At 63.8% G+C, this 14,484-nt stretch carries 23 protein-coding genes; 19 read left to right on the top strand and 4 right to left on the bottom strand.

All coding sequences use genetic code 11. The annotated features are described in order from the left end of the window. The 13 genes from BN2503_RS17540 to BN2503_RS17480 form a co-directional block, all read left to right on the top strand. Positions 1-778, top strand: a 778-nt coding sequence (locus BN2503_RS17540; protein WP_148639774.1) for an elongation factor Tu, incomplete at its 5' end; no start/stop codon positions are given. 30 nt (positions 779-808) lie between these two features. Then, positions 809-1,120 (top strand): 30S ribosomal protein S10, encoded by a 312-nt coding sequence (gene rpsJ, locus BN2503_RS17535; RefSeq protein WP_054257904.1) that lies wholly within the window; start codon positions 809-811, stop codon positions 1,118-1,120. Positions 1,121-1,314: 194 nt separating this feature from the next. Continuing rightward, entirely contained in the window at positions 1,315-1,989 is a 675-nt protein-coding gene (rplC, locus tag BN2503_RS17530) for a 50S ribosomal protein L3 (protein ID WP_054257903.1), read from the top strand. Further along, entirely contained in the window at positions 1,989-2,609 is a 621-nt protein-coding gene (gene rplD / locus BN2503_RS17525; RefSeq protein ID WP_054257902.1) for a 50S ribosomal protein L4, read from the top strand. Before rplC ends, rplD begins: the two co-directional genes overlap by 1 nt. After that, a complete protein-coding gene (gene rplW / locus BN2503_RS17520) occupies positions 2,606-2,920 on the top strand; it encodes a 50S ribosomal protein L23 (protein WP_054257901.1) in 315 nt (104 codons plus the stop codon). Before rplD ends, rplW begins: the two co-directional genes overlap by 4 nt. 3 nt (positions 2,921-2,923) lie before the next feature. Further along, entirely contained in the window at positions 2,924-3,748 is an 825-nt protein-coding gene (rplB, locus tag BN2503_RS17515) for a 50S ribosomal protein L2 (RefSeq protein WP_054257900.1), read from the top strand. 10 nt (positions 3,749-3,758) lie between these two features. Continuing rightward, the gene (rpsS, locus tag BN2503_RS17510; protein ID WP_054257899.1) at positions 3,759-4,034 is read left to right on the top strand and encodes a 30S ribosomal protein S19; all 276 of its coding nucleotides are present in this window, start codon (positions 3,759-3,761) and stop codon (positions 4,032-4,034) included. A 9-nt stretch (positions 4,035-4,043) separates the two neighbouring features. Continuing rightward, positions 4,044-4,376, top strand: a complete 333-nt coding sequence (gene rplV, locus BN2503_RS17505; RefSeq protein WP_054257906.1) for a 50S ribosomal protein L22 — start codon at positions 4,044-4,046, stop codon at positions 4,374-4,376. A gap of 15 nt (positions 4,377-4,391) precedes the next feature. After that, entirely contained in the window at positions 4,392-5,261 is an 870-nt protein-coding gene (gene rpsC / locus BN2503_RS17500) for a 30S ribosomal protein S3 (RefSeq protein ID WP_054257898.1), read from the top strand. Between the two features lie 2 nt (positions 5,262-5,263). Continuing rightward, a complete protein-coding gene (gene rplP / locus BN2503_RS17495; RefSeq protein WP_054257897.1) occupies positions 5,264-5,680 on the top strand; it encodes a 50S ribosomal protein L16 in 417 nt (138 codons plus the stop codon). Between the two features lie 11 nt (positions 5,681-5,691). Continuing rightward, a complete protein-coding gene (gene rpmC, locus BN2503_RS17490) occupies positions 5,692-5,889 on the top strand; it encodes a 50S ribosomal protein L29 (RefSeq protein ID WP_054257896.1) in 198 nt (65 codons plus the stop codon). Between the two features lie 14 nt (positions 5,890-5,903). After that, on the top strand, positions 5,904-6,173 hold the full coding sequence (gene rpsQ / locus BN2503_RS17485) for a 30S ribosomal protein S17 (RefSeq protein WP_054257905.1): 270 nt from the start codon (positions 5,904-5,906) through the stop codon (positions 6,171-6,173). An 81-nt stretch (positions 6,174-6,254) separates the two neighbouring features. Next, complete coding sequence (locus tag BN2503_RS17480) at positions 6,255-6,761, top strand: peroxiredoxin (protein WP_054257895.1); 507 nt, start codon at positions 6,255-6,257, stop codon at positions 6,759-6,761. A gap of 57 nt (positions 6,762-6,818) precedes the next feature. Here the strand turns inward: BN2503_RS17480 and BN2503_RS17475 are convergent, their stop codons facing one another. Further along, positions 6,819-7,310 (bottom strand): GNAT family N-acetyltransferase, encoded by a 492-nt coding sequence (locus tag BN2503_RS17475; RefSeq protein WP_054257894.1) that lies wholly within the window; start codon positions 7,308-7,310, stop codon positions 6,819-6,821. 51 nt (positions 7,311-7,361) lie between these two features. Beyond that, on the bottom strand, positions 7,362-8,030 hold the full coding sequence (locus tag BN2503_RS17470) for a cytochrome b/b6 domain-containing protein (RefSeq protein WP_054257893.1): 669 nt from the start codon (positions 8,028-8,030) through the stop codon (positions 7,362-7,364). A gap of 111 nt (positions 8,031-8,141) precedes the next feature. Between BN2503_RS17470 and BN2503_RS17465 the strand changes: the two genes are divergently transcribed. Next, entirely contained in the window at positions 8,142-8,588 is a 447-nt protein-coding gene (locus BN2503_RS17465) for a c-type cytochrome (protein ID WP_054257892.1), read from the top strand. A 90-nt stretch (positions 8,589-8,678) separates the two neighbouring features. On the opposite strand, the gene BN2503_RS17460 is transcribed toward BN2503_RS17465, so the two are convergent. Further along, positions 8,679-9,182: a TlpA disulfide reductase family protein gene (locus BN2503_RS17460; protein ID WP_054257891.1), complete on the bottom strand. Its 504-nt coding sequence runs from the start codon at positions 9,180-9,182 to the stop codon at positions 8,679-8,681. Between the two features lie 110 nt (positions 9,183-9,292). Here BN2503_RS17460 and BN2503_RS17455 point away from each other — a divergent pair, with 110 nt between their 5' ends. The 3 genes from BN2503_RS17455 to ptsP are packed head-to-tail and all read left to right on the top strand — an operon-like array spanning position 9,293 to position 11,799. Then, positions 9,293-9,727, top strand: coding sequence for a PTS sugar transporter subunit IIA (locus BN2503_RS17455; protein WP_054257890.1), 435 nt, complete (start codon positions 9,293-9,295; stop codon positions 9,725-9,727). Beyond that, entirely contained in the window at positions 9,720-9,989 is a 270-nt protein-coding gene (locus BN2503_RS17450) for an HPr family phosphocarrier protein (RefSeq protein WP_054257889.1), read from the top strand. The genes BN2503_RS17455 and BN2503_RS17450 overlap by 8 nt, the downstream gene beginning before the upstream one ends. Before the next feature lie 16 nt (positions 9,990-10,005). After that, positions 10,006-11,799, top strand: a complete 1,794-nt coding sequence (ptsP, locus tag BN2503_RS17445; protein WP_054257888.1) for a phosphoenolpyruvate--protein phosphotransferase — start codon at positions 10,006-10,008, stop codon at positions 11,797-11,799. A gap of 40 nt (positions 11,800-11,839) precedes the next feature. Here the strand turns inward: ptsP and BN2503_RS17440 are convergent, their stop codons facing one another. Continuing rightward, positions 11,840-12,613, bottom strand: coding sequence for a ferredoxin--NADP reductase (locus BN2503_RS17440; RefSeq protein ID WP_054257887.1), 774 nt, complete (start codon positions 12,611-12,613; stop codon positions 11,840-11,842). 194 nt (positions 12,614-12,807) lie between these two features. Here BN2503_RS17440 and BN2503_RS17435 point away from each other — a divergent pair, with 194 nt between their 5' ends. Together BN2503_RS17435 and BN2503_RS17430 are read left to right on the top strand one after the other, a co-directional pair. Beyond that, the gene (locus BN2503_RS17435; RefSeq protein ID WP_054257886.1) at positions 12,808-14,004 is read left to right on the top strand and encodes an ABC transporter substrate-binding protein; all 1,197 of its coding nucleotides are present in this window, start codon (positions 12,808-12,810) and stop codon (positions 14,002-14,004) included. Between the two features lie 139 nt (positions 14,005-14,143). Further along, a partial coding sequence (locus BN2503_RS17430; protein WP_434799882.1) for an ABC transporter permease subunit occupies positions 14,144-14,484 on the top strand: 341 nt, incomplete at its 3' end.

The raw sequence follows: 14,484 nt of genomic DNA, 5'->3' as shown, positions 1-14,484 counted from the left end.
CGACATGGTGGACGACGAAGAACTGCTGGAACTCGTCGAAATGGAAGTGCGCGAGCTGCTGTCCAAGTACAGCTTCCCTGGCGACGACACCCCCATCATCCGTGGTTCGGCCAAGCTGGCCCTGGAAGGCGACAAGGGCCCCCTGGGCGAGCAAGCCATCGACAAGCTGGCCGAAGCCCTGGACACCTACATCCCCACGCCTGAGCGCGCTGTGGACGGTGCTTTCCTGATGCCCGTGGAAGACGTGTTCTCCATCTCGGGTCGCGGCACCGTGGTGACTGGCCGTGTCGAGCGCGGCGTGATCAAGGTCGGCGAAGAAATCGAAATCGTCGGTATCCGTGACACCCAGAAGACCACCTGCACCGGCGTGGAAATGTTCCGCAAGCTGCTGGACCAGGGTCAAGCTGGCGACAACGTCGGCCTGCTGCTGCGCGGCACCAAGCGTGAAGAAGTCGAGCGCGGCCAAGTGCTGTGCAAGCCCGGCTCCATCAAGCCCCACACCCACTTCACGGCTGAGGTGTATGTGCTGAGCAAGGACGAAGGCGGCCGTCACACCCCCTTCTTCAACAACTACCGTCCGCAGTTCTATTTCCGTACCACCGACGTGACCGGCTCCATCGAGCTGCCCGCCGACAAGGAAATGGTGATGCCTGGCGACAACGTGTCGATCACCGTCAAGCTGATCAACCCCATCGCCATGGAAGAAGGCCTGCGCTTCGCTATCCGCGAAGGCGGTCGCACCGTGGGTGCTGGCGTTGTGGCCAAGATCATTGAGTAATCCTCACCATCTGCAGATAAGGAATACCCAATGTCCAAGCAAAAGATCCGTATCCGTCTGAAGGCGTTCGATTACAAGCTGATCGACCAATCCGCCGCAGAAATCGTTGATACCGCCAAGCGCACTGGTGCCATCGTCAAGGGTCCGGTACCCCTGCCGACGCGCATGAAGCGCTTCGACATCCTGCGTTCGCCGCACGTCAACAAGTCGAGCCGCGACCAGTTCGAAATCCGCACGCACCAGCGTCTGATGGACATCGTGGACCCCACCGACAAGACCGTGGACGCCCTGATGAAGCTGGACCTGCCGGCTGGCGTGGACGTCGAGATCAAGCTGCAGTAAACTTGCTGTAGCTTCCCGGTGTAGCGCGGACTTGCTTGTCAAAGCAGTCCGCGTTATACTTTGCGGCTTCGCTCACCCCTTGTGGGTGGGCGAAGCTTTATCAACCGTCTTTCACGCACGCGGGCCTTTTGGTTTGCAGGTGCAAACGGCGCAGCCAATTGAAGTTGCGGCGGTGGAAGTTTTGGAGAAAACCAATGAGTCTGAGCACCTCCATGGGGCTGCTGGGCCGCAAGGTGGGCATGATGCGTCTGTTCACCGATGATGGGGACGCAGTGCCTGTCACGGTGGTGGATGTGTCGAACAACCGCGTCACCCAGGTCAAAACCCAAGAGAACGATGGCTACGTGTCCCTGCAGGTCACGTTCGGTTCGCGCCGCGTTTCGCGCGTGACCAAGCCCGAAGCCGGTCACCTCGCCAAGGCGGGCGTTGAAGCCGGTGAAATCATCCGCGAATTCCGCGTGACCCCCGAGATCGCTGGCAAGTACGCTGCTGGTACTGCCGTGCCGGTGACCGATGTGTTTGCTGTGGGCCAGAAGGTCGATGTGCAAGGCACTTCGATTGGTAAGGGCTACGCCGGTACCATCAAGCGCCACAACTTCGGTTCGCAGCGTGCTTCGCACGGTAACAGCCGCTCGCACAATGTTCCTGGCTCCATCGGTATGGCGCAGGATCCGGGCCGCGTGTTCCCTGGCAAGAAGATGACGGGTCATCTGGGTGATGTCACCGTCACGACGCAAAACCTCGACGTGGTTCGTATCGACGAAGCACGCCAACTGCTCTTGATCAAGGGCGCTGTTCCGGGCTCCAAGGGTGGCTTCGTGACGGTGCGTCCCGCCATCAAGGCCAAAGCTTCCAAAGGAGCGAACTAATGCAGCTCGAACTCCTGAATGAACAAGGTCAGGCCGCGTCCAAGATCGACGTGCCCGAGACCGTGTTCGATCGCCAATACAACGAAGACCTGATCCACCAGATCGTGGTTGCTTACCGTGCCAACGGCCGTCAGGGTACCCGTGCCCAGAAGGATCGTGAGCAGGTGCGTCACTCGACCAAGAAGCCCTTCAAGCAAAAGGGCACCGGCAACGCGCGTGCCGGTATGACCTCCTCGCCGCTGTGGCGTGGGGGCGGTCGCATCTTCCCGAACCTGCCTGAAGAAAACTTCACGCAGAAGATCAACAAGAAGATGTACCGCGCTGGTATGGCCTCCATTCTGTCCCAGCTGGCCCGCGAAGGCCGCCTGGCCGTGGTGGATTCCATCAAGGTCGATACCCCCAAGACCAAGGTGCTGGCTGACAAGTTCAAGGCCATGAACCTGGAGTCGGTGATGGTGATCGCCGATGAGGTCGATGAAAACCTGTACCTCGCTTCGCGCAATCTGAAGAACGTGTTCGTTGTCGAGCCGCGTTATGCAGACCCCGTGTCGCTGGTGCATTTCAAGAAAGTGCTCGTCACCAAGGGCGCTATCGACAAACTCAAGGAGATGTTCGCATGAGCACGCTCAAGTTTGACGAAGGCCGTCTGATGCAAGTGTTGGTCGCTCCCATCGTGTCCGAAAAGGCCACCATGGTTGCCGAAAAGTCCAACGCCGTGACGTTCAAGGTGCTGCAGAACGCAACCAAGCCCGAAATCAAGGCCGCCGTGGAACTGTTGTTCAAGGTGGAAGTGAAGGGTGTTTCTGTGGTGAACACCAAAGGCAAGACCAAGCGCTTTGGCAAGACCATCGGCCGCCGCGACAACGTGCGCAAGGCCTATGTGACGCTGAAGGAAGGTCAAGAGCTGAACCTGTCCGGGGAGGCTGCGTAAACCATGGCCGTTATCAAGATCAAACCGACTTCCCCGGGCCAACGTGGCGCGGTGAAGGTTTCGCGTGACCACCTGCACAAGGGTGCACCGTTCGCTGGTCTGCTGGAGCCCCAGTTCCAGAAGGCCGGCCGTAACAACAACGGTCACATCACCACCCGCCATAAGGGCGGTGGCCACAAGCACCACTATCGCGTGGTTGACTTCCGTCGCAACAAGGATGCCATCACCGCCAAGGTCGAGCGCATCGAGTACGACCCGAACCGTACGGCCCACATCGCTCTGGTGTGCTATGCCGACGGCGAGCGTCGTTACATCATTGCGCCGCGCAACCTGGAAGTGGGTGCAACTATCGTGAGCGGTTCCGAGGCGCCTATCCGCGTCGGTAACACGCTGCCGATTCGCAACATTCCCGTGGGTTCGACCATCCACTGCATCGAGCTCAAGCCCGGTGCTGGTGCACAGATCGCCCGCTCGGCGGGTACCTCTGCCACCCTGCTGGCCCGCGAAGGCATCTACGCCCAGGTGCGTATGCGTTCGGGCGAAGTGCGCAAGATTCACATCGAGTGCCGCGCCACCATTGGTGAGGTCGCCAACGAAGAGCACAGCCTGCGCCAGCTCGGCAAGGCCGGTGTGAAGCGCTGGATGGGTATCCGCCCGACGGTGCGTGGTGTGGCCATGAACCCGATCGACCACCCGCACGGTGGTGGTGAGGGCCGTACTGGCGAAGGCCGTCACGCAGTTGACCCATGGGGCAACTTGACGAAGGGCTACCGCACCCGCAACAACAAGCGCACGCAGACCATGATCGTGTCGCGTCGCAAGAAGTAAGAGGTAGCAAATGACTCGTTCCGTCAAAAAGGGTCCGTTTGTTGACCATCACTTGCTGGCCAAGGTCGAAAAGGCCATTGCCACCAAGGACAAGAAGCCCGTCAAGACCTGGTCGCGTCGCTCCATGGTTCTGCCCGATTTCATCGGTCTGACCATTGCCGTGCACAACGGCAAGCAGCACGTGCCGGTCTACGTCACCGACCAGATGGTGGGCCACAAGCTGGGCGAATTCGCCCTGACGCGCACCTTCAAGGGTCACCCCGCCGACAAGAAGGCCAAGAAGTAAGGAATGACCATGTCTGAAACACGTGCAGTCCTGCGTGGCGTCCGTTTGTCGGTTGACAAGGGTCGCCTGGTCGCGGATTTGATCCGCGGCAAAAAAGTGGACCAAGCCCTCAACATCCTGACGTTCACGCAGAAAAAAGCTGCGGGCATCGTCAAGAAGGTGCTGGAGTCCGCCATCGCCAACGCCGAGCACAACGACGGCGCCGACATCGACGAACTGAAGGTAAAGACCATCTACGTCGAGCAAGGTGCAACGCTCAAGCGCTTCACCGCGCGCGCCAAGGGCCGCGGCAACCGCATCAGCAAGCCTACCTGCCACATCTACGTGACCGTGGGTAACTGAGGCCAAAGGAAGAATATGGGACAGAAAATCCATCCTACCGGCTTCCGCCTTGCTGTGAGCCGCAACTGGGCCAGCCGCTGGTACGCGAGCAACCGTGACTTCGCCGGCATGCTGGCCGAAGACATCAAGGTGCGCGAGTTCCTGAAGGCCAAGCTGAAGAACGCCGCCGTGTCGCGCATCCTGATTGAGCGTCCTGCCAAGAACGCCCGTATCACGATCTTCTCGGCACGTCCTGGCGTTGTCATTGGCAAGAAGGGCGAGGACATCGAGAACCTGAAGAAGGAACTCGCGACCCGCCTGGGCGTGCCCGTCGCAGTGAACATCGAGGAAGTGCGCAAGCCCGAAATCGATGCCAAGCTGATCGCCGACAGCATCACCCAGCAGCTCGAAAAGCGCATCATGTTCCGCCGCGCCATGAAGCGCGCGATGCAGAACGCCATGCGTCTGGGTGCCCAGGGCATCAAGATCATGTCGTCGGGCCGTCTGAACGGCATCGAAATCGCACGTACCGAGTGGTACCGCGAAGGCCGTGTGCCGCTGCACACCCTGCGCGCTGACATCGACTACGGCACCTCCGAAGCCAAGACCACCTACGGTGTGATCGGCGTGAAGGTGTGGGTCTACAAGGGCGATACGCTGGGCCGCAACGACCTGCCGGCTGCTGAGACGCCGCGCCCTGAAGAAGAGCGCCGTCCCCGTGGTCCGCGCCGTGATGGCCGTGGCGATGGCCGCCGTGATGGCGCCGGCCGTGGTGGCCGCCGTCCGGCTGGCACCAATGCTGCACCTGCTGACGGTAGCGACAAGCCCGCTGGCGCTGGCGCAGACTCCGTTAAGCGCGTTCGTAATGACGCGCCCGCTACAGCAGCGGACGGTAAAGGAGAATAAACATGCTGCAACCTGCACGCCGTAAGTTCCGTAAGGAACAAAAGGGTCGCAACACCGGTATCGCCACCCGTGGCAATGCTGTGTCGTTTGGCGACTTTGGCCTGAAGTCCACGGACCGTGGCCGTCTGACGGCCCGCCAGATCGAAGCGGCTCGCCGCGCCATTTCGCGCCACGTCAAGCGCGGTGGTCGTATCTGGATCCGTGTCTTCCCCGATAAGCCGATCTCGACCAAGCCTGCCGAAGTCCGTATGGGCAACGGTAAGGGCAACCCCGAGTACTACGTGGCTGAGATCCAGCCCGGCAAGATGCTCTATGAGATCGTTGGTGTGCCTGAAGAGCTGGCGCGCGAGGCATTCCGCCTGGCCGCTGCCAAGCTGCCCCTGCGCACGACCTTCGTGTCCCGTCAAATTGGCGCTTAAGGAGAATCAACATGACGAAAGCTGCTGAACTCCGCCAAAAAGACGTGGCCGCTCTGGAAGCTGAAGTGAAGGCCCTGCAAAAGGCCCACTTCGGTCTGCGTATGCAGAAGGCCACGCAACAGCTGGGCAACACCGCCACGCTGCGCGCTACGCGCCGTGACATTGCCCGTGCCAAGACCATTCTTGCTGAAAAGCAAGCCGCCAAGTGATTAAGGAAGCGAACATGACGGAAGCTAAACCATCCCTCAAGCGCACCTTGATTGGCAAGGTGGTCAGCGATAAGCGTGCCAAGACGGTGACCGTGCTCGTTGAGCGCCGCGTCAAGCACGAGCTGTACGGCAAGATCGTTGCCAAGTCGAGCAAGTACCACGCGCACGACGAAAACAACGAGTACCACATGGGTGACGTGATCGAGATCACGGAAAGCCGCCCGCTGTCCAAGACCAAGAACTGGGTGGCTACCCGCTTGGTGCAAAAGGCCGCACTGGTCTAAGCCCTCTCGGCACCTGGGCAGCAATGCCCCGCGAAACGACCCACAATGTGGGTCGTTTTTTTTCATCCCTAGGAGTCACACATGATCAAGGTCGGAGAGGCACTGCCCGCAGCCACGCTGATGGAGTTTGTCGAGGTCGAAGGCAACGGCTGCAGCCTGGGCCCGAACCCCGTGGACGTGCAGAAGGCCACGGCAGGCAAGACCATTGCCCTGTTCGCCGTGCCAGGCGCGTTTACCCCCACCTGCTCGGCCCAGCATGTGCCGGGTTACGTGGCGCAGGCTGAGGCGTTCAAGGCCGCTGGCGTGGACGAAATCTGGTGCCTGGCCGTCAACGACGCCTTTGTCATGGGCGCCTGGGCGCGTGACCAGAAGACGGCCGGCAAGGTGCGCATGCTGGCCGATGGCGACGCCGCGTTTGCCAAGGCCACGGGCTTGACGCTGGACCTGCACGGCAAGGGCCTGGGCCTGCGCAGCAACCGCTACTCCATGCTGGTCAAGGACGGCAAGGTGGTCACGCTGAACGTTGAGGCACCCGGCAAGTTCGAGGTCAGCGACGCCGCCACGCTGCTTGCCCAAGCCAAGGGCTGAAACTCCTAAAAAAGGAGCTGCTGGCGCTTGCCCCATAAGGGCTGGCGCCTTTTTTTATTAAAAAATATCGGCCTTAAGGTAGTGTGCGCCCGCCACAGGGTTGTGGTAGTAGGGCGGTATTTCCCCAAAGCCCAGCTCGGTGTACAGCGCCCGAGCCGCCTCCATGTCGTCGAGCGTATCGAGCAGCACGCAGGCGTAGCCCGTCTGGCGCGCCACGTCCAGAATGGCTTCCGCCAGTTGCCGCCCCAGGCCGAAGCCCCGAAACGCCTTGCGCACGTACAGGCGCTTCATTTCGGCCGCATTGGGATAGTCGCTGGTATCGAGCGGACGCAGTGCGCAGCAGCCGGCGATGCTGCCATCGACGGTGGCCAACAGCAGCTGGCCGCGTGGCGCGGCGTAGTCCCCGGGCAGGCTGGCCAACTCGGCCTCGAAATCCTGGAAACCCAGGTCCACGCCCAGGCTCTCGGCGTATTCACGGAAGATTTCGCGGACAGCGTCTATCTCGGCGGGCTGCGTCGGTACGAACAAAGTGACGGCGGCGTGTTCCACGGGCGGAATGCGGGAGCGAAAAGGGCAGTGTAGCGGCTGCGTGAGCCCCGGTCAGAAGGCGCCGAGCTGCGCCACCCACCATGCCGCACCGCTGGCCAGGGCCAGCACGGCAGCCGCCGCCAAGCGCGTGCGCGCGTCGTCGCGCGACGCAGGCACCGCCGTGGGCAACTCCTTGTCGCCCCGCAGCATGGGGCCGACCATGGCTTGCCGCTTGGCCACGGTGTAGAAGACGATGGCGGCGATGTGCAGCAGCACCAGCGCGATCAGCAGCCCCTGGCCCCAGCCGGTGTGGTAGGCCGTGGCCTGGCCCACGGTGTCGCCCGACACGAAGCGCGTGAGCGGGCCGGAGAAGGCAATTTCATCGTCGCTGAGCAGGCCGCTGCCCACCTGCAGCGCCAGTATGCCGAGCAGGCCGAACACCGAGAGCGCGCCCAGCGGGTTGTGGCCCACGCCGTCGCGCGCGTCGCCCTGGCCGCGCAGGTAGCGCAGCACGCGGGCGGGGGAATACAGAAAGGCCGAGAAGCGCGACCAGCGCCCGCCGATGAAGCCCCAGCACAGGCGGAACAACAGCAGCGCCAGCACCGCATAGCCCAGGCGCAGGTGCCAGACCATGGCGTTGCCGCCCATCTTGGCGCTGATGAACAGGCCGATCACGCAGGCGGCCAGGCTCCAGTGGAAAAGGCGGGTGGGCAGGTCCCAGATGCGGACGGAATGGGCCATAACGGTGCTTTCAGAAAAAGGCGGCGCGGTCGCGCAAGGGAACTCCGCGCCACGGCGATACTCCCTATCGCCTAAAAGGTTTTTTGACCTCCACCAGAAAGGAAGTTCCCGATGAAGACGATTGCAGCACTTGCCCTGGCCGCCGTGGCCGCCACGCTGTCGGCACCCGCCGCCGCCCAGTTCGCCAAGGCGGAGGAGGCCATCAAGTACCGCCAGGGCGCGCTGTTCGTGATCGGCCAGCACTTTGGCCGCCTTGGCGCCATGGCGCAGGGCAAGATCCCCTTCGATGCCAAGGCCGCGCAGGACAATGCCGAGGTGGTGCTGAACATGTCCAAGCTGCCCTGGGCGGGCTTCGGCGCCGGCACCGAGGGCGGCAAGGCCAAGCCCGCCATCTGGAAGGAGCAGGCCAAGTACAAGGAGCACGCCGACAAGTTTGAGGCCGAGGCCGTGAAGCTGGCCGCCGCCGCCAAGACCGGCAACCTGGACAACCTCAAGGCGGCCTTTGGCGACGCCGCTGGCACCTGCAAGGCCTGCCACGACGCGTACCGCAACAAGTGATAAATGCTACTGAATAGATAGCTGCTGGCGCTTGTCCAGAAAGCGTTGAGGGCCTGTTTCATGCGTGAAGCAGGCCCTTTCGCTTGGCCCTCACGTCTCGGCCAGCAGTTTCTCGATGAGCCGGTGCAGCTCGGCAAAGTCGGGGGCGCCCACGTAGCTCTTCACGATCTCACCGCGCTTGTTGACGATATAGGTGGTGGGGGTGATCTTGATGTCGCCCCAGGCGCGCGCCACGGCCCCCGTGTTGTCGATGGCGACCTTAAACGGCAGCTTGCGCGACTCGGCGAAGTTCACCACGTAGCTGGGCGGGTCGTAGCTCATGGCTACGGCCAGGGTCTCGAAGCCCTGGGCGCGGTACTTGTCGTAGGTGCGCACGATGTCGGGCATCTCGGCCACGCAGGTGGTGCAGCTCGTGGCCCAGAAATTCACCAGGGTCACCTTGCCGCGCAGGTCGGCGGTGGTCTGCTGCGAGCCGTCGAGCAGCACGAAGGTCGAGGAGGGCGCCGCCTGCTGGCCCGCGCCCAGGTAGACGTAGGCGCCAATGCCTGCGAAGGCGGCGAGTGCCACGCCGGTAATCCAATGTTTGATGGCCATGACTGCTGTTCTCAACGTGTTTGCCGTGGGGGAATCCGTGGGATTGCGCTGCGTCGGCGAAGTTCGCATTGTCCCCGAACCCGCATAATTGCCGTGCAAACACCCATCCCATGAGCACGCGCATTCTTCTCATCACCCATGCCCCCCTGGCCGAGGCGCTGCGCGCCTGCGCGCTGCATGTATTTCCCGACTGCGCTGGCGATCTGCTGGTGCTGGACGTCCCCCCGCAGGAGCCCCCCGAGGACACCCTGGCGCATGCACGCGCGCTGCTGGCGCAGGGCGGTGGCGCCCAGGCGCCCACGCTGGTGCTGTCCGACATGCTCGGCGCCACGCCCTGCAACGTGGCCCAGCGGCTGGTGGAGGGCATGCCGGCGCAGCGCCTGGTCTGCGGTGTGAACCTGCCCATGCTGCTGCGTGCGCTGTGCTACCGCCACGAAGACGTGGACAGCCTGGTCTCACGCGCCGTCGATGGTGGCAAAGCCGGCGTCATGCAGGTGGCCGCCTGCGTGGCGCCCCAGCCGATTCCCTGCAAATCCCATGATTAAAGAAACCACGACCATCATCAATAAGCTCGGGCTGCACGCCCGCGCGTCCGCCAAGCTGACCAAGATGGCGGGCAGCTTTCCCTGCGAGGTGTTCATGAGCCGGGGCGAGCGCCGCATCAACGCCAAGAGCATCATGGGCGTGATGATGCTGGCCGCGGGCCTGGGCAGCGTGGTGGACATCGAGACCGACGGCCCGCAGGAGCGCGAGGCCATGGACGCGCTGCTGGCGCTGATCGCCGACAAGTTCGGCGAAGGCCAGTGACCCCGGAGCAGCGCGCATGACCTTCGCCATCCATGGACTGGCCGTTGCCCGGGGCATTGCCATCGGGCGTGCGGTGCTGCTGGCGGCCAGCCACTTGGATGTGGCGCACTACTTCATCCAGCCTGAGCAGGTGCCCGCCGAGATCGAGCGCGTGCGCAACGGACGCAACGCGGTGGTGCAGGAACTGCAGCGCCTGCAGGTGGAGATGCCGCCCGACGCGCCAGCGGAGCTGACGGCCTTGCTCGACGTGCACCTGATGCTGCTGCAGGACGAGACCCTGGTCGCAGGCATCAAGCACTGGATCAGTGAGCGCCTGTACAACGCCGAGTGGGCGCTGGTGACGCAGCTCGAAGTCATCTCGCGCCAGTTCGACGAGATGGAGGACGACTACCTGCGCGAGCGCAAGGCGGACCTGGAGCAGGTGGTCGAGCGCATCCTGCGCTACATGAAGGGCGTGGCCAGCCCCGTGGCCGCACCCCCGCCGCCCGCGCCCACGGCGGCGGGCCAGCAGGAGCTGCTGCCGGGCGATGGCACCGATGTGCCGCTGGTCCTCGTGGCCAACGACCTTGCGCCGGCCGACCTGCTGCAGTTCAAGCAGAGCGTGTTCGCCGGCTTCGTCACCGACGTGGGCGGCAAGACCAGCCATACCGCCATCGTCGCGCGCAGCATGGACATCCCGGCCGTGGTCGGTGCACGCGCCGCCAGCCAGCTCGTGCGCCAGGACGACTGGGTCATCATCGACGGCGACGCGGGCGTGCTCATCGTCGATCCCTCGCCCATCATCCTGGCCGAGTACGGCTTTCGCCAGCGCCAGATCGAGCTGGAGCGCGAGCGCCTGATCCGCCTGCGCCACACGCCCGCCGTGACCATTGACGGCCACAAGGTCGAGCTGCTGGCCAACATCGAGCAGCCGGCGGACGCCGCGGCTGCCGTGCGCGCCGGGGCTGTGGGCGTGGGCCTGTTCCGCACCGAATTCCTGTTCATGGGCAAGGGCAGCCACCTGCCCGGCGAGGAAGAGCAGTACCAGGCGTACCGCCAGGTCATCGAGGGGATGCAGGGCCTGCCGGTGACTATCCGCACCATTGATGTGGGCGCCGACAAGCCGCTGGAGAAGGGCCACAAGGACGACCACCTGAACCCCGCGCTGGGCCTGCGCGCTATCCGCTGGAGCCTGGCCGACCCGGTGATGTTCCGCACCCAGCTGCGCGCCGTGCTGCGCGCAGCCGCACATGGCCGGGTCAACCTGCTGTTTCCAATGATCGCGCACGTCAGCGAGATCCACCAGGCGCTGGCACAGGTCGATCTGGCCCGCGCCGAGCTGGATGCGCGCGGCGTGGCCTACGGCCCGGTGCGCCTGGGCGCGATGATCGAGGTGCCCGCCGCTGCGCTGCTGGCGCGGCGCTTCCTGCACTATTTCGACTACCTGTCGATCGGCACCAACGACCTGATCCAGTACGCACTGGCCATCGACCGCGCCGACGAGTCGGTGGCGCATCTGTACGACCCGCTGCACCCCGCCGTGCTGCGCCTGGTGGCCGACGTCATTGCCGCCGGTGCCGAGCTGGGCAAGAGCGTCAGCGTGTGCGGCGAGGTGGCGGGCGACGTGGCCATGACGCGGTTGCTGCTCGGCCTGGGGCTGCGCAGCTTCTCCATGCACCCGGCGCAGATTCTGGCCGTGAAGCAGGAGCTGCTGCGCGCCGACACGCGCAAGCTTGTGCCCTGGGCGCAGCAGGTGCTCGAATCGGACGACCCGGCCCAGGCCATGGAAGTCCTGGCAATGGCCCAGGAAAAAAGCGCCAGCAGCTACTGATTCAATAGCTGCTAGCGCTTTCTAGGTAAGGGCTGGAGGCTTATTTCTCTACAAATGCCCGTTCGATCACGAAGTCGCCCGGCGTGCTGGTGTTGCCTTCTTCGAAGTTGCGCTTTTCCAGCATCACCTTCAGGTCGGCCAACATCGCGGGGCTGCCGCAGAGCATCACGCGGTCGGTCAGTGGGTCCAGCGGCGGCAGGCCGATGTTGGCTGGGAAGGCGCCGCTGGTGATCAGGTCGGTGATGCGGCCCTGGTTGCGGAAGGGCTCGCGCGTCACCGTGGGGTAGTAAATCAGCTTGTCGCGCACGATGTCGCCCAGCAGCTCGTGGTTGGGCAGTTCCTTCTCGAACAGCTCGTGGTAGGCCAGCTCGGCCACTTGGCGCACGCCATGCACCACCACCACTTTCTCGAAGCGCTCGTAGGTGTCGGGGTCGCGCACGATCGACAGCCAGGGGGCCAGGCCCGTGCCGGTGCCGATCAGGTACAGGTTCTTGCCGGGCAGCAGGTAGTCGATGAGCAGCGTCCCCGTGGGCTTTTTGCCGACGATGATGGTGTCGCCCACCTGGATGTTCTGCAGGCGCGAGGTCAGCGGGCCGTCCGGAACCTTGATCGACAGAAACTCCAGATGCTCTTCCCAGTTCGGGCTGGCGATGGAGTAGGCGCGCAGCAGCGGCTTGCCGTCCACTTTCAGGCCGATCATGGTGAAGTGGCCATTGGAAAAACGCAGGGCCGGGTCGCGCGTGGTGGTGAAGGAGAACAGGCGGTCGGTCCAGTGGTGTACGGAGAGAACTCGCTCTTCGAGGAATGCGCTCATGAAAAGATCGACAGGATGGGTTGATGAAGATGGCGGCGGAGTTTCATCGATTTTTTATTCGCCATGGGCATAAGCCAAAAAGGCCCCACCCGGGGTCCGCAGGGGTTTTGCGGGAAAACCCGTCCATTGTCGGACAAACCCGCGGTGCGGGTACAGTGCTGTGCCCCTGAACTGATATCGGACAAGGAATGCCCATGACTTCGCCCCTTTCCACCGTCGTCGCCGCGCTCGCCCTGTGCTGGAGCGCCGCCCACGCGCAGGGAACGATCAAGATCGGTGAAATCAACAGCTACAAGGCCCAGCCCGCTTTTCTGGAGCCCTACAAGAAGGGCATGGAACTGGCCGTGGCGCAGGTCAACGCGGCCGGCGGTATTGCGGGCAAGCAGCTGCAGCTGGTCACGCGCGACGATAACGCCAGCCCCGGCGACGCCGTGCGCGCTGCCGAGGAACTGCTCACGCGCGAGAAGGCCGATGTGCTCATGGGCAGCTTTCTCTCGCACGTTGGCCTGGCGCTGACCGACTTCGCGCAGCAAAAGAAGCGCTTCTTCCTCGCCGCCGAGCCCCTCACCGACAAGATCGTCTGGGAGCAGGGCAACCGCTACACCTTCCGCCTGCGCCCCTCCACCTACATGCAGGTGGCCATGCTCGTGCCCGAGGCCGCCAAGCTGCAGAAAAAGCGCTGGGCCATCGTCTACCCCAACTACGAATACGGCCAGTCGGCCGTGGCCACGTTCAAGAAGCTGCTGCAGCAGGCCCAGCCCGGGGTGGAGTTCGTGGCTGAGCAGGCTACGCCGCTGGGCAAGGTTGATGCTGGCAGCGTGGTGCAGGCGCTGCAGGACGCCAAGCCCGACGCCATCTTCAACGTGCTCTTCGCCGCCGACCTGGCCAAGTTCGTGCGCGAGGGCAACACGCGCGGCCTGTTCCAGGGGCGCGGTGTGGTCAGCCTGCTGTCGGGCGAGCCGGAATACCTCGACACCCTGAAGGGCGAGACGCCCGAGGGCTGGATCGTCACCGGCTACCCCTGGTACGCCATCCAGACGCCCGCGCACCAGGCCTTCCTCGACGCCTACCAGCAGCGCTTCAAGGACTATCCACGCGCGGGCTCCATCGTGGGCTACAACGCCATCCTGTCGATTGCCGAAGGGTTGAAGAAGACCGGTGGCAGCGCGGATACCGAGAAGCTCATCGCCGCGTTCCGCAGCCTTGAAGTCAACACGCCGTTCGGCCCCATCACCTACCGTGCGCAGGACCACCAGTCCACCATGGGCGCCTACGTCGGCAAGACCGCACTGCGCCAGGGCAAGGGCGTGATGGTGGACTTCAGCTACCAAGACGGCAGCAAGTTCCAGCCCTCCGACGAGGAAGTGAAAAAACTCCGCAAGGGGCAGTAATTCCGCCTGCGTCGCCTGCGGTGTCCTCCCCCCAGGGGGCGTCGCCGGCGCGGCAGGGGCAGCCCTTGCGCGGTGGCGGCTGGCCTGGAATGCGCCAGTGCCATGGGGGGGGGCTTGCACGCCAGCAATGGATAGGTCAATGGATTTTTCCGGGTTATTGGTTCAGCTTCTGAACGGCTTGGCAGGTGCCTCCACGCTGTTCCTGGTGGCGGCTGGGTTGTCGCTCATCTTCGGCGTCCTGCGCGTCGTCAACTTTGCCCACGGCTCGCTCTACATGCTCGGGCTGTACGGCGCCTACACCTGCGTCGAGCAACTGGGCGGTGTGCTTGGCTTCTGGCCGGCGCTGCTGCTGGCGCCGCTGGCCGTGGGCCTGCTGGGCGCGGCGGTGGAGGTGCTGCTGCTGCGCCGCATCTACCGCGCACCCGAACTGCTGCAGCTGCTGGCCACCTTCGCCTTGGTGCTGGTGATCAAGGACGCGGC

This window comes from Paenacidovorax caeni, from assembly GCF_001298675.1.
Taxonomy (GTDB): Bacteria; Pseudomonadota; Gammaproteobacteria; order Burkholderiales; family Burkholderiaceae_C; genus Paenacidovorax; species Paenacidovorax caeni.
This window is presented reverse-complemented; position numbering and strand designations above follow the sequence as displayed.